A 23,858-nucleotide genomic window follows, 5' to 3' on the forward strand; every position below is an offset into this window, starting at 1 on the left:
TGACAATTGACAATGGAGAATTATTGAAACTTCTCTTTTATAAGAGAAGTTTTGAATTGATTTCTTCTTTTAAGTTATAAAATAACTTTTTATAAGAAACCTAGCAATTGTATTGCTAGTAAAAAAATCTATTAAAGAAATTAGTTTGATTAAAAATAATTTCTACTTTAATTGTCAATTGTCCTTTGTCAATTCTCAATCGCTTTAAGTTATGGACTTAAACTATTTAAGATTGACAATTAACAATAGATAATTATTGAAACTTCTCTTCTATAAGAGAGGTCTTGAATTGATTTATTCTTTTAAGTCATAAAATAACTTTTTATAAAAGACTAGCAATTGTATTGCTAGTAAAAAAATCTATTAAAGAAATTAGTTTGATTAAAAATAATTTCTACCTTAATTGTCAATTGTCCTTTGTCAATTCTCAATTGTCTAAGTTGTGGATTTAAATGATTTAAGAATTAATCTCATATCTAAGTTTTTTAAATATCTTTCTTAAATTTATTAATGCTTTACTGTGAAGTTGACATACTCTTGATTCTGAAACATTTAAAATCTTTCCTATTTCCTTTAAAGTAAGTCCTTCATAATAATAAAGTGTAATTACTAATTTATCTTTCTCTCTTAATAAATCTAAGGATTTAGCTAAATATTCTAATATCTCTTTTTCTTCTAAAGATTTTTCTGGGCTTGGACTTTTTTTATCTTCAATAGTTCCTATCAATGGAATCTCATCTTCTTCACTAAACATTAAAGTTTCTAAAGATATTACTGAGATATAATTAATGTAGTTTTCAACTTGAGTAACCTCCTGAATAGATACGCCTAATTCTTCTGCTATCTCATAGTTATTTGGTTCCCTTAATAATTTATTTTGCAATTTTTCAATAGCATCATTATATTTATTAAGCTTATCCATGGAACCTTTTGAAATAGGGCTATTTTTTCTAAGTTCATCTATCATAGCCCCTTTAATTCTTATAGCTGCATAGGTTGAAAATTTCATTCCCTTGCTAACATCAAATTTGTTTAAGGCGTCCATAAGACCTACCATACCATAGCTGACTAAGTCCTCATATTCTACATATTTAGTTTTCCCCATGATAATTCTAGAAGCAATATATTTAACTAGTGGTATATACTTTTTTACAATTTCCCCTTTTGTTTCTACAGCACTATTCACGTCCATCACCCCTATTAGTCTTAAGTGTTTTTCTCATTTCATTAAATATATATTTAATTAATTTTTCTCTTTCATTTCCTTCAATGGATACAAAAATTAATCCACAAACATATTTTTCTTCTTTATCCCGTTCTACTCTAACTACCCTGCTCAATGCCATAATATCCTCATTGTCAATTTTTAACTGAGTTATAATATAGTCATCTTTCTTAACTTCTTCTGCAATTTTTATCTTCATGCCGCCGCCACTTAAGTCCAATGCATATCCTACATTAAAATCTAAAATATCGTAATTTTTTAAGTTCTGTGTTGGATAATTAGGCGTTAAATAATAATTTACTATACCTGTATAATTAATCCTTACATTTGCTCTCCTCTGTATTTTTTGTATGCTATAAGGCTTACTTATAACTATAAGTGGTACCGTCTCAAACTTACGTCCAATTACATCTATTTTGAACTTAAAAACATTTCCATTTCCATCATTATATATAGCTTCATAAACTTCTCCCTGTCTCATAGCTATATAAGTGTGGTTTATTATTGGTATTCCTATGGATAACGTCCTTTCATCTACCTCTTGAATTATGCTTTTTGCATATCCCTCTTCAGTGATAACTTTTATTCTATTGTTAGGATAAAAATTTATATTTGATGTCATGGCTATCCCCCTATGAAAAAATACTAAATATCTTTTTAAATAACCTTTGTACTCCTGAGTTATGTTCTCTAAGTACAAGTCCCTCTAATTTTTTTGCAATATTTTCTATATCTCTTGCTGCTTCTGAATCTGGATAATTAATACAAAGTGGTTTTTGTTCTCTAACAGATTTCACTAATTTAACATCTTCAGAAACCATGCCTAAAAAATTTAATTTAACATTTAAAAACCTTGATGAAGCATTGCTAAATTTTGTGAAAGTCTCAGCTCCTTCTTCCCCATCTAGAGCTCTATTAACTATTACACTTCCACTTTCTCTAATTTTAAAATTACTTACAGCCTTAATAAGACTATAAGCATCTGTTAATGAAGTCGGTTCTGGTGTGGTTATTACTATAAACTCATCACTACAAGCTATAAATCCTAAGACACTTCTGTTTATTCCCGCACCGGTATCCATCAAAATATAATCAAAGCCCTCTATATTTTCTAGCTTATTTAAAAAACTTTTACGTTGTATCTCTGTTAAATCATCCACCCTTGAAAGACCAGATCCTCCAGGTAAAAGTTTAATTCCTAAAGGTCCTTCTATTATTACATCTTCAATATTTTTGTTATTTAAAATCACATCAAAAATATTATATTTAGGAAAGCATCCAATTAATACATCATCATTTCCCATACCTATGTCTGCATCAAATATTAATACCTTTTTTCCCATTTTCTGAAGAGTAATACCTAAATTCACCACTATATTACTTTTACCTACTCCTCCTTTGCCAGAGGTAATAGTCAATATTTTAGTAGCTCTATTTTCATTTCTGCAGTTAATTCTATAATTCTCATCTGCTAGTTGTCTTAATGTTGATGCTTGATCTAACATATATTTTTCTCCCCTATTATTAAGCTAGCAATCTCACTACTTTCTGGACATTTAATATCCTCTGGAACATTTTGGCCTGTAGTTATGAAGCTTAAGGGTACTCCAACCTCCTTAATAATATTTAATATTGATCCATAAGTTGAAGTTTCATCTAATTTGGTTATTATTACTCTATTAAAGTTTAGAGCTTTATAAGAATCAGAAATAATTTTGATATCTTTGTTTTTTGTAGTAGCACTAACAACAAGGTTTACGCTTTTAGCATTTGTCTTTTCAACAAAAGCTCTAAGTTCTGACAGTTGCATGGTGTTTTTGCTACTACGACCTGTAGTATCAACTAAAATAGTCTCGCAATCTTTCATACTTTCTATAGCAGCTTCCATATCTTTCATAGTAAATACTACTTTGAAAGGGATGTTCATAATTTCAGCATAGGTTTTTAATTGTTCTACTGCCCCTATTCTATACGTATCTATAGTAATTAGCCCTACCTTCTTTTTTTCAACTAAAGCTAATCTCCCTGCTAATTTAGCGATGGTCGTGGTCTTTCCTACTCCTGTGGGACCTATAAATGCTACTGTACCTTCTACATCTAATTCTTCAATACTAACCATGTCTCCTATTATTTTCTTTACTTCTTCTAGTTTTTCTTCTTCACTTCCCCCAGAATTTATGGAGTTTAATATATTCTCTGTTACTTCCGTGCAAACATCTGCATCTTCTAAAATTAAACCTAAGTTTGTTTTATCTGTATCTCCTATAGAACTATTTATTTCACCATTTAGCAAAGAAGTAATCATATTTTTCATTTCCATAACCTCTTTGTATATTTCTGTATTTTCTTTCTCTTCTATAAGCACTTCATCATTTCTAACATTTTTAGTTTCACTGAACTTATCATTATTTCTTGATATTTGGCTTCTTAATATGGCATCTATTAGATTTTTCTCATCTTCTTTACGATGCTCTTTTGGTCTCACAATATCTAAATCTACTTCGAAGTTTTCTTTTTCATTTGATTCTGTTGCTGCTGTAACTTCTAAGACTTTTTTCCCAAAGAAGCCTTTAATTCCATTTTTTTTAATTCTTCTTTGACTTATAATAACTGCATCTTTTCCTAACTCCTGCCTAATTCTAGTAAGAGCTTCGTTCATATTGGTAGCTACATATTTTTTTATTATCATTACACAGATACAACTCCTTCAGCTTTTATCTCAATATCATTTGGTATTTCATTTAAGGATAATACCATAAGGCTTGGAAAAACCATTTCTATAAGTTTTCTAAAAGCTGGTCTAATTTTAGGTGAAACCAATATCACTGGAATATTATTATTAAAATATGTAACATCCAAAAGATCTCTTAAAGATTTAAAAATATTCGTAGTTATATCAGGGTTCATTGCTGGGAAAGAACCTTGAACAGATTTTTGAATACTATTAGATACCATATTTTCTATATCCGGTGATAACGTTAATACTGTAATACTATTACTTTCATCTACAAGTTCATTACATATACTTCTTCCTAGTGCAAACCTTACATATTCAGTTAACAATTCTATATCCCTAGTATTTCTAGAATTATCTGCTAAGCACTCTAATATAGTTACCATATCTTTTATTGATATTTTTTCTTTTAATAGGTTTTGTAATACCTTTTGTACCTCTCCTATAGTCATTAAATCTGGGATTAGCTCCTCAACTACTGTATTATACTTTTCACTAACTGAATCTATAATCATCTTAGTTTCTTGACGTCCTAATAATTCATAGCAGTGACACTTAATAGTTTCTGTTAAATGAGTTATCATTACGGTGGTTGGATCTACTACTGTAAGTCCCTTAATTTCAGCCTCTTCCCTTTGATCTTTATTAATCCAAAGTGCCGGTATACCAAAAGTCGGTTCTATAGCTCTAATTCCTGGCATAGTAATATCCTCATTACTTGGATCCATACATAAGAACATATTCGGCATAAGTTCTGATTTGGCTATTACCGTTCCTCTAATTTTAATTACGTACTCATTGGTTTTTAGTCTTAAATTATCTCTAATTCTTATTGGCTGTACGACTATTCCCATTTCTATAGCACATTGTCTTCTAACAGAAGAAATTCTTTGCACCAAATCTCCTCCTGCAGCATCATCTGCTAAAGGTATAAGTCCATAACCTATTTCTATTTCTAATGGCTCTACTGAAATTAAATTCATTACATTTTCAGGCTCACGTTTTTCCGTTTCAATGATTTCTCTTTCTTCTGTTTCCATCTCATCAATAACTTTTTGTTTTTCATCTTTATGTAATAAATGTGCACTATATCCACTAGCTGCTGATAGTAAAATAAAAATTCCACTTGGCATACCTGGTATGATGGCAAGTACAAGTAAAACTACTGCTCCCATTGCTATAACCATGGGAAAAGCTGTTAACTGTGCTCCTAATTGTTGACCAAAGTTTTCATCACTACCAGAACGAGTAACTAATATACCTGAAGAAGTAGAAATTAATAACGCTGGTATTTGGGATACTAATCCATCCCCAACGGTAAGTATAGTATATTTAGCAGCTGCATCTCCTATGTCCCATCCCTTCATCACCACTCCAATAATAATTCCTGCAGCAATATTTATTATGGTGATTATAATACCTGCTATAGCATCTCCTTTAACGAACTTAGATGCTCCGTCCATAGCTCCATAGAAGTCTGCTTCTCTTTGAAGATTTTTTCTTCTTTCTCTTGCTTCTTCCTCACTGATCATTCCTGCATTTAAATCCGCATCAATACTCATTTGTTTACCTGGCATAGCATCAAGAGTAAATCTTGCCGATACTTCTGATACCCTACCAGCTCCAGCAGTAATAACTACAAATTGTATAATAACAATAATTAAGAAAATGATAATACCAACTACATAATCACCTCTAACAACGAACTGTCCAAAGGTTTCTATTATATCTCCAGCATATCCATCGCCTAATATTAGCCTAGTAGAAGATATATTAAGTGATAATCTAAGTAGTGTTGTTACCAGTAACAGTGTTGGAAACACTGACAATTGAAGTATGCTAGTGGTAAACATTGTAATAAGCATTATAATAACGGATATTGAAATATTTATTGCTAAGAAGATGTCTAAAAGTACTGGAGGAAGAGGAATTATAATCATAAGTACAATTCCAATAACGCCAAAGGCTATAATAACATCTGCATTTTTCTTTATATCAAAGTTTTGAAAAAATCTCATAATTCTCATCCTCTACTATAAGTTTATTTTTCTTTTTGTTCTTTTACTATATAAGCTTCATCAATGGATAATTGACAATGGAAAATTGACAATTATAGATACTTCTCCTTTAAAGGAGAAAATTTGCATTTATCTCTTCTTTATAAAAGTAATTTAGTAAAGATTACTTGGTTGAAATTTAAATTCAACTTAATTATCAATTGTCTACTGTCAATTTTCAACTGACTGAGTTAATTTCTATTTTTCTTATTTAGCTTATAAACTATGGCTAAAATTTCTGCAACAGTCTGATACATTTCATATGGTATTTCCGCATCTAACTCCACTTCACTATATATAAGCCTTGCTAAGGGTTTATTTTCAATTATTGGAACGTTATTTTCTTTAGCAATTTCTTTAATTTTAATAGCTATATTATCTTGTCCCTTTGCAATTAATTTAGGAGCTGATTTTGTGTTTTCTTCATATTTTAATGCTACTGCTATATGGGTTGGGTTAGTTACAACTACTGTAGCATCTGGAATACTTTGCATCATCCGTTTCATGGACATTTCTCTTTGCTTTTGTTTTATCTTACCTTTAACAACAGGATCTCCTTCCTGTTGTTTAAATTCTTCCTTAACCTCTTGCTTAGTCATTTTTAAATCCTTATTAAATTGATACTTTTGATATACAAAATCAATAACACCTATAATAATCATAACTAAGGTTACCTTAGATAATATCTCAACTATCAATTCTCCTAAAGAAGTTATAATTGCTTCTACTCTAAAACCACCAAAGTTTAATACCTGCCCATAATTTGAAAGTATAAACTTATATCCAACATAAGCGATAATTATAATGATGATTAGATTTTTTATTAAATCTACTACTGCTTTTAAGGAAAACATTCTCTTAAATCCACTAATAGGATTAATTTTTTCTAATTTAGGTTTTAATGGATCTGAGGTAAGTATTTTACCGGATTGGGCTACGTTAGCCAAAATCCCCATAATTGATATTGGTACAGCTACAGGTAAAAATATTATAGCTATCCTAATAAAAGAAGTTATAAATATTCCCCTTAAGCTATTATTATCTATAGACATCGTAGGATAATCTCTTAAAAACATAATTAAGGTTTGTTTTAAACTATCTACTATATAGCCACCTAAAACTGATATTACTAGGGTTATAGCTAAAAGGCCTAGTGCAGAAGTTAATTCTTTACTTTTGGCAACTTGCCCTTTTTTCTTAGCATCACTCTTTTTCTTTGGTGTTGCTTCCTCTGTTTTCTCACCACTTTCACTGGCGAAAAATACAAATACACAAGGCATTATATTAAATAATCCTTTTATAGCCTCAAGTACTGTATCAAAATTACTTACAATCATCTTCATAAATACAGGAAGAGATAGTGTAAAACAAGATAATCCTACTAATATTTTTATAGGCATACCAAGCATCATTATATTAAGCTGTGGCATTACTCTAGCCACAAGTCCTAAAGTAAAATCCGTTATAATAATTATCAGTGCAATAGGTATTGCTATCTTTAGTCCAATGGTAAAAAACTCTATTATTACCTGAATCATATAAGTAGCTAATTCAGGCTTTAAAGCTAATTCACCTATATTTACTAATTGGAAGCTTTCTACTAAACAATTTATTACTATGTGATGTCCATCTATTAGTAGAAACACTATTACGCACATCCAATAAAAAACTCTTCCTAATATACTTACTGTTTCATTAGATATAGGATCATATAATGATGACATGGAAAAAGAAACATGAAAATCTAATAATTGCCCTGCCATTTGAGCTGCACTAAAGCATAATGTAGTTATAAAGCCTAATGCAAGTCCTACAAGTATTTCTTTTCCAATTAATACTATAAAAGTGGCAGGATTATTTATTGTTAAATTAGTTATATTAATAAGTGGTACAAATATAAAAGTTAGTACTAGAGATAACCCTATTTTGAATCTTTGAATAGTACCACTTGGGAAGAAAGCTGGCACGTACATAATAAAGGATGTCAGCCTACAAAACACTAATATAAATGCTATTAATTCACTTATGTTTGTTAAATCTATCAAAATTTCCCCCACCTAAAATCACATATTAGCTATGATTGAAAAAATATATTCTGTAAAAGTAGTCATAGTATTTATAATAAAGCTAGACATTAAAAGTCCAATTAAAGCCACTGCAATAATCTTAGGTACAAAGGTTAGTGTTTGCTCTTGTATTTGTGTAGTGGCTTGAAAAATACTTATGATAAGACCTACCACTGTAGCCACTATAAGCATTGGTGCTGAAATAACAAGAGATGTTTTTATTAAATCTTTTAATAGAGATATTACTAAAGTTTCTGACATACTCTCACCTCACTACTTAAAACTCATAATTAAAGACTGAGAAATTAAATTCCATCCATCTACTAATACAAATAACAACAGTTTAAAAGGTAGTGATATCATTGCTGGTGGAAGCATAAACATACCCATTGCCATAAGTACACTAGAGGTCACTATATCTACAATTAAAAATGGTATAAATAAAAGGAATCCTATTTCAAAGGCAGTTCTAAGTTCACTTATTATAAAAGCAGGTACTACTGCATATAGAGGTACCTCATCATAAGATGGAACTTCTACATTATTTTCATCCACTATAGTTTTTACAGTATCCTCTAATTTGCCAACCTCTAAAAATAACTTTAAATCTTTCCCCCTTGTCTGCTTTAACATAAAATCTTTTAGAGGCTGTACTGCTTTATCATAAGCCACCTCTGTAGAAATTTTATTGTCTATATAAGGGGTAATAGCTTCATTGTTAATCTTTCCAAAGGTTGGTGCCATCACAAAGAAAGTCAAAAACAGTGAAAGTCCAATTATAATTTGCCTTGGAATAGATTGTTGAACTCCTAGTGCATTTTTAAGCAGTGATAATACAGTTACAATTCTTACAAATCCTGTAGTCATTATTATTATAGAAGGAAGTATTGTAAGAACTGTAAGCAGTAATATTAGCTTTATATTATCTACAAATTCCTTTGGATTGGTATCTCCGTTATTAAAATTAATGCTCACATCTGGAATAGGAATTCTATTTCCAGCAGTAGCATATGCAACCTTATAGCTAAAGAATATTATCATAGCTGCAAATAAAATCACTTTTAAATGTTTACTGTACTTACTTTTCATAAAATCGTCCTCTTCATTTTTGTTTAATTGCTACTTCTTATGATTTTTTCTTATTAAATTTGTTACAAAATTAGAGCTGTTATTAAAGTTAGTACCATAATACTGCTTACTGTTTTGTTCTGCTTTTAAAAGCTCCTCTTCAGTTAATTCTTTTAGAATTTCTGTTTTATTATTATTTGAGCTCATTAAATATCCTTTATCTCCAATTTTAATAACCATGATAAAACTATCCTTGGATAATTGAAGTCTTTCTACTATTTTCATATATCTACCTGGTGGTGAAATATAAAATTTATTAGTCAACTTACCAAGTAGATATATTAAAAATAGTATAAAAGGTAGGAAAATCAAAAGCTGTATTAGGCTTTTCCAAAACTGTACATCCATTTACGTCTCACCTACTGAACTAAAATTTCTGAAAAATACACATCAACTATTTTTCCTTCGCTTAAGATTTCATTCACCTTTTCATTTAGTTCCTTTTTAAGTGGATCTATTCCCTCTGGTGATAAATCAGTAGTTTTCTTTGTTCTTAGAGTATTTGCAATTATATCTCTTATTTTTGGCTTTTTAGTTTCAAGTTCTTTAGTAAGTGCTCCATTATTTTGATAACTTAATGCTATTTTAATTTTTAAATATCTTGCCTTACCTTCATCTGCTAAATTTACTAAAAGCTCGTCTACTTCAAAGAAAACTTCATCTTTTAAAACATTAGTTCCAGTAGTTGCTGCATTTGAATCATTTTTTGGAGAATTTTTAGTAGCTATAAAAAATCCTGCAAAAGCTGCTCCTCCTATTAATATTAAAACTAAAAGTACTATTAAAATAATCTTAAGAATATTACCTTTTTTATTATCTTCACCCATAAGTTATTACTCCTTTTCCTCAGTAACAATAATAATATTAACTCTTCTATTCATTGCTCTATTTCCATCACTATCATTTGGTACTATTGGATCATATTCACCATAAGCGTTAGCAATAAACCTTTCAGGATTTGCCTGTTTTTTATCAATCAGAAAGTAGTCTAATACACTCAGTGCTCTTGCAGAAGATAAATACCAATTGCTTGGAAATTGCGCCGTACTAATAGGCATATTATCAGTATGACCTTCAATTATTATATTGTTATTTATCTTTGATATTAATGTGTTAATTTCATTCAATATCTTCTTGCTATTTGGGAGCAGTTCTGACTTAGCTGATTCAAAAAGCACCGCTTCTTTTAGCTGTATGTTAATTCCTTTTTCATTTTCAAAGACCTTAACATCATCTTGAAGATTACTTTCTGAAATTAAATTAGACACTTGCTCATATAAATTATCCTGTATATCCTGATTATCTACATTTAAAGAATCGGTGGTGTTTTCAGGTTTACCTACCACAGGTACTTGTCCAGATGCTATGTTAAACTCTAGCATGCTAGTATTAGCTTTACCTGAAAACATGTCTTGAAAAGATGCTGATATTTGTTGAAACTTTTCTGCATCTACTGTTGAAAATGAATAGAGTAAAACGAAGAAAGTTAAAAGCAGAGTCATGGTATCAGCAAAAGTATTCATCCAAGCATCTGTTTTAATTTCATTTTTCTTCTTAGACATTTTCTACCACCTCATTGTTATTTATACCCATAGCCTTAATTTCGTCTCTTTCTGATGGTGATAAATAAGCAGTTAACTTGTCCTCAACAATTCTTGGGTTTACCCCTGATTGTATGGCAATTACCCCTTCAATAATCATCTCCATACTATTAACTTCTTGAGCAGTTTTATAATCAAGCTTTTGTGCCATTGGTATAGCTATTATATTCGCTAAAATAGAACCATAAAAAGTAGTAATAAGTGCCTTTCCCATACCTTTTGTTAAGTTTGCAGCATCATTCATGTCTGCAAGCATTTGTATAAGTCCAATAAGTGTACCTAACATACCAAAAGCTGGTCCATAAGCGCCTAGGGATTTTAGCATTGCAGATCCATCCTCATGACGCTTTTCAAGCTCCACAATTTCAAGTTGCATTATTTCTTTTATTGCCTCAGGCTCAATGCCGTCAACTACCATATTTAATGCTTTTCTTGTAAATTCATCTTCAACGTTTGATATATCATCCTCAAGTGATAATAATCCTTCTCTTCTTGCTTTTCTGGATAAGTTAGTAAAAAGCGTTATTGTATCTACCTTTGAAGTAGTTTCTTCTTTAAAAGTTTCAACTATAACCTTACCAAGCCTTTTAATTTCCTTCATTGGGTAAGAAACTAAAAGTGCTCCTACAGAACCCCCTACTGTTATAGCAATGGAGAATGGATCAAAGAATATCATGAGACTGCTTCCACCTAGCATACCTAGAATCATAAGTGCTATAGCGGTAACAAGTCCAATTACTGTTAGCAAATCTTGCTTTTTCACATCCATACCCTCCTAAAATTTTGAATTATAAATTTTATTTTTATATTCAATTACCTTTTCCACAACTTCATCAATGGTGTCAGCTAATAAATACACCTTTCCATTGGTCAAAGTAATAATTGTCTCAGGTACTGCTTCCATCTTTTCAATATGGTCGCAATTAAGAACTATCTCTTTTTTATTAAGTGTAGTAACCTTTATCATAACTTCACCTACTTATGCAATTGACAATTGAGAATTGAGAATGGACAATTTAGGATAATTCTCAGTGATCTGAGAATTTTAAATTTAATTAATATCCATACTACAACTTCTTCTGTCAATTTAATTTTAATTAGTTCTTTAATTTAAGAATTGAAAATTGATAATGAACAATTTAGGATAACTCTCAGTGACCTGAGAATTTTAAATCTAATTAATATTCACATCCACAACTTTCTCTCTGTCAATTTGATTTTAATTAGTTCTTTAATCTAATTTGACGATTGAGAATTCACAATGGAAAATTTGGGATAATTCTCAGTAATCTGAGAATTTTAAATTTAATTAATATCCATAGTACAACTTCTCTCTGTCAATCTAGTTTTAATTAGTTCTTTAATTTAAGAATTGAAAATTGTTAATAATCAATTTAGGATAATTACCAGCAGCATATGAGAATTTTAAAATTATATTTTTAAGCAGCAATTACTTTTTATTTTAAGGGTTACTCATAAATTTTAGAGTGTAGATTACAAACTCCCATGCTGCTGAGTAATATCCATAGTTGTAAATTGTTTCTTTAATTATCTTTTAAGTAAAGAATTATCCCCTGTCAATTGGTTTAACTATCTTTTTAAGTTAACTAGCTCTTGAAGTATTTCATCTCCTGTAGTTATAACCTTACTACAAGCTTGGAAAGAACGGCTGGCAACTATCATGTCTGTAAACTGCTCAGCAAGGTCAACGTTTGACATTTCAAGACATCCTTGAATCATATCACCGTAAGCTTTGCCATTATCAGCTGTAGCCCCCTTACCTGTTCTCACCATTGCAGCTCCTGAGTTACTAGTTGGAGTATACATATTCTGTCCTACTCCCTCTAATGCTCCTGTATTATTAAAGGTAGCCATAGCAAGCTGTCCAAGTACTGTAACAGAACCATCAGCAAGGGTAGCTTTTAAAAGACCATCCTTTTCTATAGAATAGCTTTGTATTCTCATCTCTTCACTACCTTTTGTTACCGTTTCTGGTATTGCTAAAGGAACTAAATCAGTACCTGCTTTCAATTCTTCATCTGCATCTGCAAATTTAGCTTTTATTCCGTCTGCACCATGAGTTATAGACTCATTAATTGCATATCCCATTACTCTATATCCATTTGGAGTTACTAAATATCCTTCACTAGTTAATCTAAAAGCACCATCTCTAGTGAAATAGTTTTCCATGCCCCCACCACTAATTGTTTGATTATTAAGAGTAATCGTTCCATCTATAGGACCTTTAGATACTATGAAATATCCAGCTTGGTCTATAGCTACATCTAGTGGTCTACCTGTAGGCTGAAGGCTACCTTGTCCCATATTTACATCTATACTTTGAAGTTGAACACCCATACCTATTTGTTTTGGGTTTGTACCACCCACATTTAAGCTTGAGCCTGTTGCCTTTGACATGCTTTGTCTCATACTATCTTGAAAGGTAACTCTTGAACTTTTAAAAGACGTAGTTCCTGAGTTAGCTATATTATTACCTATTACGTCTAATTTCTTTTGGTTGGCATTTAATCCAGAAATTCCTGAGTACATTGCATTTAACATATTATTTTCCCCCTATAATTTAAACTTTTCTTATCTCCATCGTTCAATAAGAATATGGCCTCCACACATGGTCCAGCCTATAGTAATACAACACTGTCAATGTTTGTTATTACATTTGATTGATTTTCATTTTTATCTATGGCAGTTATTATCGTTCTATTTTTTATACTGGCAATCAGTCCAATATTTTCATATAAAATTAGAGATTCTCTACTGCCTTTTTCATTTGCTTTGTTTATTCCCTCATTGATTTTTCCCATCAGTTCTTTATTAAGTTCTATATTTCTTTCTTTAAGTCTTGATGCAGCATGGTTTGATAATACAAACCCTTCTGTCTTATTGACCTCATCTTTTAAAAAATCATCAAAGACCTTTTCTTTTTTAATGCCACATGACTTTTCATTGTTAATGGATTTTTTATCTTCAGTACCTATAAAATTACCTACAGGATGTAAAACTCCATTAATTACTCTGTATCCCACAAAACTCACCACAACTTATGATTTAATTTTCATGATATGATCAAAAGGCTACTCCTTTATTTCACCATCTCTAATTTTCATGATATGATCAAAAGGNNCGACCCTATTTTATAAACTTCAGTAACCATACCAAATTCTTGTTGACCTTTAGCATTATAAGCATCTAGTGCTACAAATTTTCCTGTTAGTGAAGTAGCAGAAGACAATCTCATAGTAGTATTTAAGTTATTCATCTGTTCAAGGCCAGCAAATTGCGCCATTTGTGCAACATATGCTGTACTATCCTGAGGGCTGGTTGGATCTTGGTTAGCAAGCTCTGCTGCAAGTATTTGTAGAAAGGCATTTTTATTTAAATCCTGTCCAGGTTTAACAACTGGAGTACCTTTTTCTGTAAAAGATACATTTCTATTTAAATCCTGTCCAGATGTAACAATTTTAGTACCTCTTTCTGTAGCAGACTTATGCTGAAAATCACTTTCAGTTATTTTCCATTCTCCATCTGCATTTTTATTATCTTCTTCTGATCTCTTATTACCTACGTTTACTCTGCTTTGCCACATATCAAACATACCTTTTGTATTGTTATCAACTTTCAAAACTTTCACCTCCTATATAAGCATATTTAATGAGCTATCATCTACGATAGAAGCTTCTGCTTCTAATTCAATTTCTTCCGTTACAGATGAAACCTTGCTTTTACTTTGATTTCCATTAAATCCTTGACGATTTTCTCTTTCATTGCCACTAAAATAAGTTGTATCATCGCTATATATAGCTACTTCTACCTGCTGTATTTTAATATTTTCATTTAGTTTTTCTGTAATGTCTCTTAAGTTAGCATTTAAAAGTGCAACAGTATCTTTATTAGAGGCTTTTAATTGAGCTCTCATAGCTTCTTGTTCCATTGTAAGGTTTATGACTACTTCCCCTAGATTCTTTGGATTTAACTTTACTGTTAAATCTTTAATATTATTTAACTCCATAAATCTTATAGATTTTACGATGTCTTCACTAAAAGTAACCTTATTTATAAGTAGCTTGTCCACATTTTTTACTTCTTCCATAGAAATTTTAGAATTAGTAAATACATTCATAAATTGGTTTACCTTTGTAAGTTTCCCATCTTCCTTATCACCTATAAGCTTTTCAAGAAGTTTTTCTTCTGAAGATAGGCTTTTCTTTAAATCTCCATTAGAAGTATTTTTACTATTTTCATTTTCAATAGCTATTTTTTCTTCCTTAGCTACAATCTTATCTTCTGGTTTTATCTCTACTGAAACTTTATCACTCCCAGTATTATCTTTTGCTTCTCTTGCAGCTATTAATGTGTTATTTAAATCTTTAAATGTTTCTACCTTTGAATTATCACTAGCTATTCCTGCTTTAGATATATCTTCTAATTTAGGTAATGCTTCAGTTAATTCTTTTATTAATTTGTTTACTTCTAAGTTAAAGTCCTTATCTTCTCCTTCTACTGACATAAGCTTTAATAACATATCTTTTAGTGGATTATTCTCCTTAGCCAAAGCGTTATTATCTAGTAATTCTGTTAAATCTTCAACATTTTTCAATAGTGTTTTTAATAAGTCTAAAGTAGAGTTATCTATTCCTTCAATATTCTCAATTAAGCCTTCTACATTTATATTGATATTTTTATCATTTCCCATAGCTGAAAACATGTTTAAAAGCATAGCTATTATATCCTTATGACCATTATCTTCTTTCTCATCGATATCCTCTAATAGCTCTTCTTTAACAAAACCTTTATCTTCTAAAGAATTAGTTTTGTTCTTTGATTGATCTGATACCTTTTTAAGTACTTTTTCAAAGTCTGATACTTTAGATTCTTTAACTTTTATTGTGTTGTTATTACTGGATGGTTTGCTTTGGTTTTGTAAAACCTCTAAAATATTCGTATTGATATTATTCATCATTCTCACCTCCTTTCAGCAGATTTTCTTACATATCCATAAAGTGCAAATTCATCTGCTTGATTTTGCTCTTTTCTATTTTCTTCATTTATATATCTTCCATAATCTTTTTCTTTTAATATTTCTACAGTCTTTCTTTCTACCTGCGATTTAACTAATTTTTCTCTTTTTTCTTCAACGATTACTTCTTTCTCATCTAGTAGTACTGTAGTATCTTCGATAGAATTATTGACCACATTTAAATAATTTTGAACTATTTTTTTCTCTATAGTTGATAGGTTTAATGGTATATTCTTATATTTGTTATAGCTATCTTGGAGACAATTTAGCTCCGTTTCCACCCTATTTTTTTCCGACATAGCTTCCATAAAAGATATCTTACTTTTATCCTCTACATCCTGCCTAAATTCAAGCAATTTTTGCAATCTAAATTTATATCCCAACGATATCACCCCAAAAACTTAATCAATTATCTAAACATACTCATAAGCCCTTCAATGCTTTCATCAAAATTGCATTTCTCATTAATTCCCTGTTTTAAAAAGCTTGTAAGAGGCTCATTGTATTTTATAGCTAAATCCACCTTTTCATTGCTACCTTCTACATAGGCTCCTAAATTAATTAGATCCTCTGAATCTCTATAAGTAGATAACAAATCTCTGGCTACTGATGCAGATGCTTTATGTCCTTCCTCTGCGATCTCTGGCATAAGCCTGCTAATGCTACTTAAAATATCAATAGAAGGATAATGATTTTTAGCTGCTAAACTTCTTGATAACACTATATGTCCATCTAATATACCTCTAACTGCATCCGCTATAGGCTCATTAAAATCATCACCATCAACAAGTACAGTATAAAAAGCTGTGATTGACCCTTTATCAGACATACCACTACGTTCTAGAAGTTTAGGTAGCATTGCAAAAACAGAAGGTGTATATCCTTTTGTAGCTGGTGGCTCTCCAATTGCGAGTCCTACTTCCCTTTGGGCCATGGCAAAACGAGTAACTGAATCCATCATTAAAATTACCTTTTTACCCTGATCTCTAAAGTATTCTGCAATAGCAGTAGCAGTAAAGGCACCTTTTAATCTTACAAGAGCTGGCTGATCAGAGGTAGCACAAACTATTACCGATTTTTTAAGACCTTCTTCCCCTAAATCTTTTTCTAAAAAGTCTAAAACCTCTCTACCTCTTTCCCCTATTAGTGCAATTACGTTAACATCTGCCTTTGCTTCCCTTGCAATCATTCCTAATGTTGTACTTTTTCCTACTCCACTACCAGCAAAAATACCAACCCTTTGTCCTTCGCCACAGGTTAAAAAAGCATCAATAGCTCTAACACCTGTTGGAAGTACATCTTTTATTCTTCTTCTTCTTAATGGATCTGGCGGCATTGCTTCTAAAGGATATAATGTATAAGTAGAAATTTCTTCACTTCTTAATGGATTCCCCAATCCATCAAGAACCTTTCCGAAAAGCTCTTCACTACATTTAACGCTTAAAGCTTTTCCGCTAGGTACAACTCTACATCCTGGTGCAATCCCTACCAAATCACCTAGTGGCATCAATATGACGTTATCTGCTTTAAATCCTGTAACCTCTGCTGGTATTCCAACATTTTTTTGATTGTATATAGTACATACTTCTCCTACAAATGCCTTCATGCCCTGCACTTCAATTGTAAGACCTATAACATTTTTAACAATTCCTTCAATATAGTTGTAATTTGTATTTTTTGCTTTTTCATTTAATTTGTTAAAATTTAAGGATAACATCATACATCACCATTCCTACCTGCATCTCTATCTTTCAAAGATTATTTCTTTAAGTTTTTCACAGACATACCCCATGTCCACTAAAATTTTACCGCTGTCCTTTTCAATAGTAGCCGCTCCATTTTCTAAGCTATTATCTTCAATAACAAAGATATCACCTGTAAAGGCAAGTTTGTTTTTCATATTTTCTACCTCGCCTTTTAAGCTACTTAAATGATTTGAATTGCATTTTATAATAAAATACTCTTCATTTTTTTCTCCTAATAATGCATCAAATATGATTTCATTGATGGCTTCGCTATCTTCAACCTCTCTTTTAAGTACAGAAGAAGTCATTTGATATATAAGTTCTCTAATATGGATTTCTTTTTCTTCAATATAATTCTTATATTCAAGCTTAGCATTAGCTAAAACCGCATTAGCACTTTTTATAATTGCTTCCCCTTCAGCTACTGCCTTTTCCATACCTTCCTTATACCCTATACCATATCCTTCATCATATCCTTTACTACTTGCATTATTAAAAGCTTCAATTTCGATTTCTTTTGCTCTTTCTGTAGCCTCTACAATGATTTTATTACTTTGCATGTGAGCATTTTCTACTATACCTCGCGCTATATTTTCGAAAGATACCAAGGCCTCCTCAGTATTTCCAATAATATTTTCACTCTTTTCTTCCTCTTCTGCTTCAAAATCATCTATTACTAAAGGTGTCTTGGTGCAAATCTCTTTCTTACCTTCTGTTACAACATAATGATTTTTAATAACATTATAAGATGATTGCATCTTCTCCACCTCTTGCTATTTGAATTTCCCCTGCTTCTTCTAGTCTTCTTATTAGTGATACAACCTTTTGTTGTGCCTTTTCAACATCCATAAGTCTTACTGGTCCTAAGAATTCCATATCCTCTTTTAATGTAGCAGCTGCTCTCTTAGATTGATTTTTAAATATAACATTTGCCACTTGTTCTGAAGCACCTTTAAGGGCAAGACATAATTCCTTGTTATCAACTTCACGAAGTACTCTTTGAATAGCCACATCGTCAAGAGTAATGATATCCTCAAATACAAACATAGACTCTTTAACTTTTTCGGCAAGTTCTGCATCTTCTCTTTCAAGCCCTTCTGTAATATTTCTTTCTGTAGATCTATCAACTTGATTAAGAATATTAACTAATGATGCAACTCCTCCAACTATTGTAGTTTCACTATTATGAATTACATTTGATAGTTTATCATTTAGAACTTCTTCAATTTCCTTAACTACTACAGGATAAATAGTGTTCATAGTTGCTATTCTATACGCCACTTCTGCTTGCAGTTCAACTGGCAACTCTGACATGATTTGTGCTGCTTTATCCGGTTGTAAATAACATAATATAAGAGCAATAGTTTGCGGATGCTCATTAGATATTACATTCATAATCTGATGAGCATCTGCCTTTCTTGCAATAGAAAAAGGTCTATATTGTTGAGTTATTTCTGTAACCTTATCTAATATTTCCGCTGCCCTTTGAGTTCCTAAAGCTTTAGATAAAAGATTTCTTGCATAATCAAGTCCACCTTCTAATATGTACTCTTTTGCTTGATTCATTTCTAAGAACTCATCTAAAATAGTTTGTCTTTGTTCCGCTGATACAGTACTCATATTAGCAATTTCATAAGTTACCTTCTGTATTTCTCTTTCTGGTAACTTTTTAATAATGCCTGCAGAAGCTTCAGGGCCTAATGTAATAAATAATATTGCTGCTTTTTGAACTCCCGATAATTTTTCTACCTTAGCCATTTATTATCCCCTCTCATCTTCAGCTAGCCATGATTTAACAATATCTGCAACTTGCTCTGGTTTATTAGAAGCATATTTTCTAACTTCATTAGCAACATGTTCTTTTTCTGTTTCTGCTTCTAAATTTAATGTTTCAAATATCTCTTTAGGTTTAACGTCATCTCCAATTATCATATCAAAATTTGGAACTTCCACCTCTTCCTCCTCTTGTTTAGACTTCCTAATTGCAGAAATAACTATAGCTAAAATAATTATTGCAGCTACACCAAAAATACCCATATAGATAAGTTTATTTCTTTTAGCAATTCTTTCAGCTTCTTTCATTAATTCTAATTCTTTTTCTGCCAACTCTTTCTCAGCAGGATTAAATTGTAGAGCTTCTACAGTAATTGAGTCTCCTCTTTTTCTATTAAAACCTATAGCCTCAGAAACCAAATTATTTATTGATGCTCTAGTTTGATTATCAATTGTTCCATCTACAACTATAGATGCAGAAAGTCTTTCTATTTGACCTTGTGCTTTAATAACTGTTTCTTCTACCTTAGATAGCTCATAATTGGTGGTATTTTCCTTATGTGTAACGTTTTCCCCGCTGGCATTAGTATCCTGATCATTATTCATATTATCGTCCACAGGACTTCCAGAAGTATTTCCTTCAGTATTGTTTGAAGTTGTGATTTCATGTTCACTTACAACTGTTCCATCTTTACCGTATTCTACTTTGTTTTGTTGAACAGCATCAAAATTTAAATCTGCATTAACTGAAACTCTAACTTTTTCTTTATAGATTGGCTCTAAAACATTCATTATTTTTTTCTCATATTCTTCTTCCATTTGTTTCTTTGTCGCCAACTGTTTATCTTTAGATTTTGTTATTGCATTTTCTTCTTCATTAAAAAGATCTTCTGTTAACAACTTAAAGCCATCAGCTACAATAGCCACATTTTCTTTTGGTAAGTTTTCTACACTACCAGAAACCAATGCCACAATAGCTCTTACTTGATCCTCTGATAGTTCTTTACCTTTTGCTAACATTAATGTAACTGAAGCAGTAGCTGGAGCTGGTTTAGTTATAAAAGCTGATTTATCTGGTATCACTAAATTTACTTTTGCATTTTCCACTTCTGTAAATGATTTAATTGTTCTTTCTAATTCTCCAGATAGCGCCCTTTGATACATAATTTTAGATTCCTTATCAGTAGGAGCAATTTTACTATTATCAAAAAGCTCAAATCCGTGACTTCCTTCTTTAAGTGAAACTTCTGACAAAAGCTCCATTCTAAGCTGATCTACAGATTTTTTCTCTACTAATATGGAATTATCTTTTATTTTATATTTAGTCTTCTTTTCTTTTAAATTGTTAATTATCGCACCTGAATCTTCTGACGTCATATTTGAAAACAGCACAACATATTTAGGCTGCAGAATGATTACTGTTATAGTTATAAGTGTTATTATTGCAACGGAACTTATGATACCTAAAGCTATCTTTTTAGCCTTGCTCATCTCTTTTAATTTTTCTTTTTGTTTATTAATACTCTCCGATAGCTTGCTCATTCTGTGTACTCCTTACTATACCTGCATTTTATTAAATTCTTCATAAGCATTCACTAACTTATTTCTAATTTGTACTGCTAATTCAAGAGATAATCTAGCTTCCTCAGTAGCTACTAAAGTTTGATGTAAATCCATATCCCCTTTTATAAAAGATATAGTCGAACTTTCTGCTTCTATTTGCTTATCATTAACTTTAATAAGTTCTTTTTTTAATAAGTCCCCAAATTGAGCAGATGGTTCTTCTTCCATGTTCTCAAATTGTTTTGGCTTTAATCCATCAGTAAAAATTTTAGTATTTGGCACAAAACTATTAATTTTCATCCTAACTCACCTATCTTCCAATCTCTAAAGTTTTTGACAACATTGCCTTTTGTGAATTTAGTGCAGTAATATTTGCTTCATATGACCTTGAAGCTGCAATTAGATCTACCATCTCATTTAATATATTTACATTTGGCATTAAAACATAGCCTTCTTCATTTGCATCTGGATGATATGGATCATATACCTTTCTAAGCTCAGATTTATCTTCCTCTACTCCTACTGCCTTAATCCCCATATGCTTTTCTTCAAACTTTCCAGTTTGTTTATTTAATTCATTTGTTAAATTTTCTTCAAATACTGCTATCTTTCTAATATAAGGCGTTCCATCTTTCCCTCTTGTTGTACTAGCATTAGCAATATTTCCAGTTATAGTATCCATTCTCAATCTTTCTGCTGAAAGGCCACTTGAACTTATTCTCATTCCTCTAAAAGCTTCCAAAGCTAATTACCTCCTTTAATCACTATACTCCTCATATTAAATCTTGTATTAGCCTGTTTTACTAAGGCATCATACATTAAATTGTTAGCAGCTTGGCTAGTCATTTCACTTTCCACATTTACATTATTTCCATCTTCTCTCATACTACTTGTGGTATCTGTTTTAACCTCTAATTCATCACCTTTAATACTTAAATGCTTATCATTTGTCTTTTTCATTAAATCTTGAGATACCTCATTCTTTAATGCCTCATCAAATTCAATATAATGTCGTTTATAATTTTTAGTATTTAAGTTTGAAACGTTGTTAGCTATTACCTTATTACTGGCAATAGTTACATTCATTCCCTTTTTAATTAAATTATAACTCATATTATCAATATTTCTCAAATTTACCACCTCACACTGACTATATTATTTTGACAAAAATTCAATAAATCCTTCTTAATTTTTAAAATTTTTAATATTTTTATGAGATTTATATACTTTTATTTAAATTCTCTGTGAATATTTATATATAATTATACATGATTTTACATTAAATATATTTCTCCCCATATATTTCTTCAAAATTATCTAAATATTTTTAACACTTCTATAAAAGCTCATAAATTGACTTAGTATGCGATATTGCATGGTACAATATGGTATATTTTGACACCATATATCTCTTAACAAAGTATGTTAAACAAAATGAATTAAAAATGAAGAATGAAGAATGAAGAATTATGGTTAAAACTCCACGGCCAAAGCCTTTGGAGTTTTTTAAAATAAACTTTATTTTAGAAATTCACTTTTAGTGAATTTTTTCCTGAATTCTTCATTCTTCATTATTAATCCTTAATTTTAAAGGATTTAAGCTATTTTTATAGAAAACTTATTTTCCAGAGTATATATTAAGTTTTCATATTGTATCCCGATATCTCCTATTATGTTGAAATGATAAAAATACATTGCTAGTAAAAATTAGTTTAAAAGCTAATTCGTAAAGGATTAATTTTAAGTGTAATTATGAATTTCGTATTGTGAGCTGTGAATTAAATATTTAATCATTGTATATTTGAAGAAATTTATCAATCATTTTTTTATGGCTTTTTACAATGTTTTCTGGTAAATTATCAAGGTTTATAAAACTAAATCCAAGAGATTCACTTTTATCTATTTTAAGATCACCAGTTGTTTCTTCAGTATAGTATGCAATTGTAACAGCATAAAACTCATCACCATTAGGGACCTTCACTAAACTGTCTGGGCCTGAAAATACATCTATTAATTTTAATTTTCCAACAGTTAGGCCAGTTTCTTCTAATACTTCTCTTCTTGCTGTATCTTCTGTAGATTCTCCAAGTTCCATCAATCCACCAGGTATTCCCCACATTCCATAGGAAGTTGTTTTTCGTTTTTGTAATAATATTCTGTTTTTATCATCTATAATTATCACAACTGCTCCTACTAAAATAAGAGGTCTATGACCAACTATACTTCTCAAATCTTCTACGTAATTCATTTTTTTCACCTCGTATTGTTATATAATTCAATTACATAACAGTATTTTATTAATTAGCATTATATTATAGATTATATAATGCGGTAGATTTTTTATAAAGGAGGTAAATTTTAAATATAAGATTAAACCTCTTTATATAAAGTTATGATAAAATAACTCTGTAGAGAAGGTTTTATAAAATAAGTCTAAATAATAATTGCTTTATTATCTACAGTAATTAATTTTAAGGAGAGATTGCATGAATTTTAAAGAGATTATTGATAATTATGCCTATGATGAAATAGATAATATATTTGATATATCCGTTGATGATATTAGTTCTCTTTGTAATGAAAGTTCATTTTATAAAAACAATGTATTTTATTTATTACAACATAAATTTTTTCAATTTGAGAAAATGAATAAGAAAAAAGAACTTGCATATGTCAGTCATCTAATATCATTTCACCTTTTTATAATTCTAACCCCAGTATTAGCAGATGAACTTGCATTTTCTTATGCAAAGAAATCATTAGAGTTTGATTCGGAAAATGCCAATTATAAAGAGTGGATATTATTTTTTAATGATAAATTAAAAGAGGAATTATTATATAAATACGCTGAGGATGTACTCGAAGTTAATAAAGATAGCATGTTAGCTAAAAGTATTTTAGGTATTTGAATTGATTAAAAATCTTAAAATA

Annotated in this window: 27 protein-coding genes; 1 reads left to right on the forward strand and 26 read right to left on the reverse strand. The window is 30.5% G+C overall.

Annotated features, from left to right (window positions below):
- Positions 1-457: 457 nt before the first annotated feature.
- The 26 genes from B2W91_RS16565 to B2W91_RS16690 all read right to left on the reverse strand — a co-directional run bounded on the left by B2W91_RS16565 (position 458) and on the right by B2W91_RS16690 (position 23,175).
- Positions 458-1,192 carry a FliA/WhiG family RNA polymerase sigma factor gene (locus tag B2W91_RS16565; RefSeq protein WP_291582930.1) on the reverse strand — a complete coding sequence of 245 codons (735 nt, stop codon included), beginning with the start codon at positions 1,190-1,192 and terminating at the stop codon, positions 458-460.
- Positions 1,179-1,847 (reverse strand): flagellar brake protein, encoded by a 669-nt coding sequence (locus tag B2W91_RS16570; RefSeq protein WP_291582932.1) that lies wholly within the window; start codon positions 1,845-1,847, stop codon positions 1,179-1,181. The genes B2W91_RS16565 and B2W91_RS16570 overlap by 14 nt, the downstream gene beginning before the upstream one ends.
- A gap of 10 nt (positions 1,848-1,857) precedes the next feature.
- The gene (locus B2W91_RS16575; protein ID WP_291582935.1) at positions 1,858-2,730 is read right to left on the reverse strand and encodes a MinD/ParA family protein; all 873 of its coding nucleotides are present in this window, start codon (positions 2,728-2,730) and stop codon (positions 1,858-1,860) included.
- Positions 2,724-3,914 carry a flagellar biosynthesis protein FlhF gene (gene flhF / locus B2W91_RS16580; RefSeq protein ID WP_291582937.1) on the reverse strand — a complete coding sequence of 397 codons (1,191 nt, stop codon included), beginning with the start codon at positions 3,912-3,914 and terminating at the stop codon, positions 2,724-2,726. Before flhF ends, B2W91_RS16575 begins: the two co-directional genes overlap by 7 nt.
- Positions 3,914-5,977, reverse strand: a complete 2,064-nt coding sequence (flhA, locus tag B2W91_RS16585; RefSeq protein ID WP_291582939.1) for a flagellar biosynthesis protein FlhA — start codon at positions 5,975-5,977, stop codon at positions 3,914-3,916. The genes flhF and flhA overlap by 1 nt, the downstream gene beginning before the upstream one ends.
- A gap of 230 nt (positions 5,978-6,207) precedes the next feature.
- Positions 6,208-8,061, reverse strand: coding sequence for a fused FliR family export protein/FlhB family type III secretion system protein (locus tag B2W91_RS16590; protein WP_291582940.1), 1,854 nt, complete (start codon positions 8,059-8,061; stop codon positions 6,208-6,210).
- 18 nt (positions 8,062-8,079) lie between these two features.
- On the reverse strand, positions 8,080-8,343 hold the full coding sequence (gene fliQ, locus B2W91_RS16595; protein ID WP_291582943.1) for a flagellar biosynthesis protein FliQ: 264 nt from the start codon (positions 8,341-8,343) through the stop codon (positions 8,080-8,082).
- Positions 8,344-8,355: 12 nt separating this feature from the next.
- The gene (gene fliP, locus B2W91_RS16600) at positions 8,356-9,171 is read right to left on the reverse strand and encodes a flagellar type III secretion system pore protein FliP (protein WP_291582945.1); all 816 of its coding nucleotides are present in this window, start codon (positions 9,169-9,171) and stop codon (positions 8,356-8,358) included.
- A gap of 30 nt (positions 9,172-9,201) precedes the next feature.
- On the reverse strand, positions 9,202-9,558 hold the full coding sequence (locus tag B2W91_RS16605) for a flagellar biosynthetic protein FliO (protein ID WP_291582947.1): 357 nt from the start codon (positions 9,556-9,558) through the stop codon (positions 9,202-9,204).
- Positions 9,559-9,569: 11 nt separating this feature from the next.
- On the reverse strand, positions 9,570-10,037 hold the full coding sequence (locus B2W91_RS16610) for a flagellar basal body-associated FliL family protein (RefSeq protein WP_291582949.1): 468 nt from the start codon (positions 10,035-10,037) through the stop codon (positions 9,570-9,572).
- A 6-nt stretch (positions 10,038-10,043) separates the two neighbouring features.
- Positions 10,044-10,772 carry a flagellar motor protein MotB gene (locus B2W91_RS16615; RefSeq protein WP_291582950.1) on the reverse strand — a complete coding sequence of 243 codons (729 nt, stop codon included), beginning with the start codon at positions 10,770-10,772 and terminating at the stop codon, positions 10,044-10,046.
- Positions 10,765-11,574 carry a motility protein A gene (locus B2W91_RS16620; RefSeq protein ID WP_291582952.1) on the reverse strand — a complete coding sequence of 270 codons (810 nt, stop codon included), beginning with the start codon at positions 11,572-11,574 and terminating at the stop codon, positions 10,765-10,767. Before B2W91_RS16620 ends, B2W91_RS16615 begins: the two co-directional genes overlap by 8 nt.
- Before the next feature lie 12 nt (positions 11,575-11,586).
- Positions 11,587-11,778 (reverse strand): flagellar FlbD family protein, encoded by a 192-nt coding sequence (locus tag B2W91_RS16625; RefSeq protein WP_291582954.1) that lies wholly within the window; start codon positions 11,776-11,778, stop codon positions 11,587-11,589.
- Positions 11,779-12,401: 623 nt separating this feature from the next.
- Positions 12,402-13,373, reverse strand: a complete 972-nt coding sequence (locus tag B2W91_RS16630) for a flagellar hook-basal body complex protein (RefSeq protein WP_291582956.1) — start codon at positions 13,371-13,373, stop codon at positions 12,402-12,404.
- 77 nt (positions 13,374-13,450) lie between these two features.
- Positions 13,451-13,855, reverse strand: coding sequence for a TIGR02530 family flagellar biosynthesis protein (locus tag B2W91_RS16635; protein ID WP_291582959.1), 405 nt, complete (start codon positions 13,853-13,855; stop codon positions 13,451-13,453).
- 77 nt (positions 13,856-13,932) lie between these two features.
- Positions 13,933-14,424, reverse strand: coding sequence for a flagellar hook assembly protein FlgD (locus tag B2W91_RS16640; RefSeq protein ID WP_422653278.1), 492 nt, complete (start codon positions 14,422-14,424; stop codon positions 13,933-13,935).
- Between the two features lie 39 nt (positions 14,425-14,463).
- Complete coding sequence (locus tag B2W91_RS16645) at positions 14,464-15,786, reverse strand: flagellar hook-length control protein FliK (protein ID WP_291582963.1); 1,323 nt, start codon at positions 15,784-15,786, stop codon at positions 14,464-14,466.
- Between the two features lie 5 nt (positions 15,787-15,791).
- The gene (gene fliJ / locus B2W91_RS16650) at positions 15,792-16,229 is read right to left on the reverse strand and encodes a flagellar export protein FliJ (RefSeq protein WP_291582965.1); all 438 of its coding nucleotides are present in this window, start codon (positions 16,227-16,229) and stop codon (positions 15,792-15,794) included.
- Between the two features lie 26 nt (positions 16,230-16,255).
- Positions 16,256-17,563, reverse strand: coding sequence for a flagellar protein export ATPase FliI (gene fliI / locus B2W91_RS16655; protein WP_291583002.1), 1,308 nt, complete (start codon positions 17,561-17,563; stop codon positions 16,256-16,258).
- A 27-nt stretch (positions 17,564-17,590) separates the two neighbouring features.
- A complete protein-coding gene (locus tag B2W91_RS16660; protein ID WP_291582967.1) occupies positions 17,591-18,349 on the reverse strand; it encodes a flagellar assembly protein FliH in 759 nt (252 codons plus the stop codon).
- Positions 18,333-19,349: a flagellar motor switch protein FliG gene (gene fliG, locus B2W91_RS16665; RefSeq protein ID WP_291582969.1), complete on the reverse strand. Its 1,017-nt coding sequence runs from the start codon at positions 19,347-19,349 to the stop codon at positions 18,333-18,335. Before fliG ends, B2W91_RS16660 begins: the two co-directional genes overlap by 17 nt.
- Positions 19,350-19,352: 3 nt before the next feature.
- Complete coding sequence (fliF, locus tag B2W91_RS16670; protein WP_291582971.1) at positions 19,353-20,906, reverse strand: flagellar basal-body MS-ring/collar protein FliF; 1,554 nt, start codon at positions 20,904-20,906, stop codon at positions 19,353-19,355.
- 15 nt (positions 20,907-20,921) lie between these two features.
- Positions 20,922-21,227 carry a flagellar hook-basal body complex protein FliE gene (fliE, locus tag B2W91_RS16675; RefSeq protein ID WP_291582973.1) on the reverse strand — a complete coding sequence of 102 codons (306 nt, stop codon included), beginning with the start codon at positions 21,225-21,227 and terminating at the stop codon, positions 20,922-20,924.
- Between the two features lie 10 nt (positions 21,228-21,237).
- Positions 21,238-21,669: a flagellar basal body rod protein FlgC gene (flgC, locus tag B2W91_RS16680; protein WP_291582975.1), complete on the reverse strand. Its 432-nt coding sequence runs from the start codon at positions 21,667-21,669 to the stop codon at positions 21,238-21,240.
- A 2-nt stretch (positions 21,670-21,671) separates the two neighbouring features.
- Positions 21,672-22,067, reverse strand: a complete 396-nt coding sequence (gene flgB / locus B2W91_RS16685; protein WP_414633131.1) for a flagellar basal body rod protein FlgB — start codon at positions 22,065-22,067, stop codon at positions 21,672-21,674.
- 646 nt (positions 22,068-22,713) lie between these two features.
- Positions 22,714-23,175: an NUDIX hydrolase gene (locus B2W91_RS16690; protein ID WP_291582979.1), complete on the reverse strand. Its 462-nt coding sequence runs from the start codon at positions 23,173-23,175 to the stop codon at positions 22,714-22,716.
- A 238-nt stretch (positions 23,176-23,413) separates the two neighbouring features.
- On the opposite strand from B2W91_RS16690, the gene B2W91_RS16695 reads away from it, so the two are divergent.
- Entirely contained in the window at positions 23,414-23,836 is a 423-nt protein-coding gene (locus B2W91_RS16695; RefSeq protein WP_291582981.1) for a hypothetical protein, read from the forward strand.
- Positions 23,837-23,858: the final 22 nt, after the last annotated feature.

The organism is Clostridium sp. UBA6640, assembly GCF_002455975.1.
GTDB lineage: Bacteria > Bacillota > Clostridia > Clostridiales > Clostridiaceae > Clostridium_J.

Bases quoted from the DNA above. Each gene is read 5' to 3' on its own strand.
- B2W91_RS16645 (WP_291582963.1), bottom strand. From the start codon at position 15,786: ATGAATAATATCAATACGAATATTTTAGAGGTTTTACAAAACCAAAGC.
- B2W91_RS16615 (WP_291582950.1), bottom strand. From the start codon at position 10,772: ATGTCTAAGAAGAAAAATGAAATTAAAACAGATGCTTGGATGAATACT.
- B2W91_RS16630 (WP_291582956.1), bottom strand. From the start codon at position 13,373: ATGTTAAATGCAATGTACTCAGGAATTTCTGGATTAAATGCCAACCAA.
- B2W91_RS16625 (WP_291582954.1), bottom strand. From the start codon at position 11,778: ATGATAAAGGTTACTACACTTAATAAAAAAGAGATAGTTCTTAATTGC.
- fliG (WP_291582969.1), bottom strand. From the start codon at position 19,349: ATGGCTAAGGTAGAAAAATTATCGGGAGTTCAAAAAGCAGCAATATTA.
- fliP (WP_291582945.1), bottom strand. From the start codon at position 9,171: ATGAAAAGTAAGTACAGTAAACATTTAAAAGTGATTTTATTTGCAGCT.
- flhF (WP_291582937.1), bottom strand. From the start codon at position 3,914: ATGATAATAAAAAAATATGTAGCTACCAATATGAACGAAGCTCTTACT.
- fliE (WP_291582973.1), bottom strand. From the start codon at position 21,227: ATGAAAATTAATAGTTTTGTGCCAAATACTAAAATTTTTACTGATGGA.
- B2W91_RS16660 (WP_291582967.1), bottom strand. From the start codon at position 18,349: ATGCAATCATCTTATAATGTTATTAAAAATCATTATGTTGTAACAGAA.
- B2W91_RS16605 (WP_291582947.1), bottom strand. From the start codon at position 9,558: ATGGATGTACAGTTTTGGAAAAGCCTAATACAGCTTTTGATTTTCCTA.
- B2W91_RS16690 (WP_291582979.1), bottom strand. From the start codon at position 23,175: ATGAATTACGTAGAAGATTTGAGAAGTATAGTTGGTCATAGACCTCTT.
- B2W91_RS16695 (WP_291582981.1), top strand. From the start codon at position 23,414: ATGAATTTTAAAGAGATTATTGATAATTATGCCTATGATGAAATAGAT.
- flhA (WP_291582939.1), bottom strand. From the start codon at position 5,977: ATGAGATTTTTTCAAAACTTTGATATAAAGAAAAATGCAGATGTTATT.
- B2W91_RS16570 (WP_291582932.1), bottom strand. From the start codon at position 1,847: ATGACATCAAATATAAATTTTTATCCTAACAATAGAATAAAAGTTATC.
- B2W91_RS16575 (WP_291582935.1), bottom strand. From the start codon at position 2,730: ATGTTAGATCAAGCATCAACATTAAGACAACTAGCAGATGAGAATTAT.
- fliQ (WP_291582943.1), bottom strand. From the start codon at position 8,343: ATGTCAGAAACTTTAGTAATATCTCTATTAAAAGATTTAATAAAAACA.
- B2W91_RS16610 (WP_291582949.1), bottom strand. From the start codon at position 10,037: ATGGGTGAAGATAATAAAAAAGGTAATATTCTTAAGATTATTTTAATA.
- B2W91_RS16565 (WP_291582930.1), bottom strand. From the start codon at position 1,192: ATGGACGTGAATAGTGCTGTAGAAACAAAAGGGGAAATTGTAAAAAAG.
- fliI (WP_291583002.1), bottom strand. From the start codon at position 17,563: ATGTTATCCTTAAATTTTAACAAATTAAATGAAAAAGCAAAAAATACA.
- fliF (WP_291582971.1), bottom strand. From the start codon at position 20,906: ATGAGCAAGCTATCGGAGAGTATTAATAAACAAAAAGAAAAATTAAAA.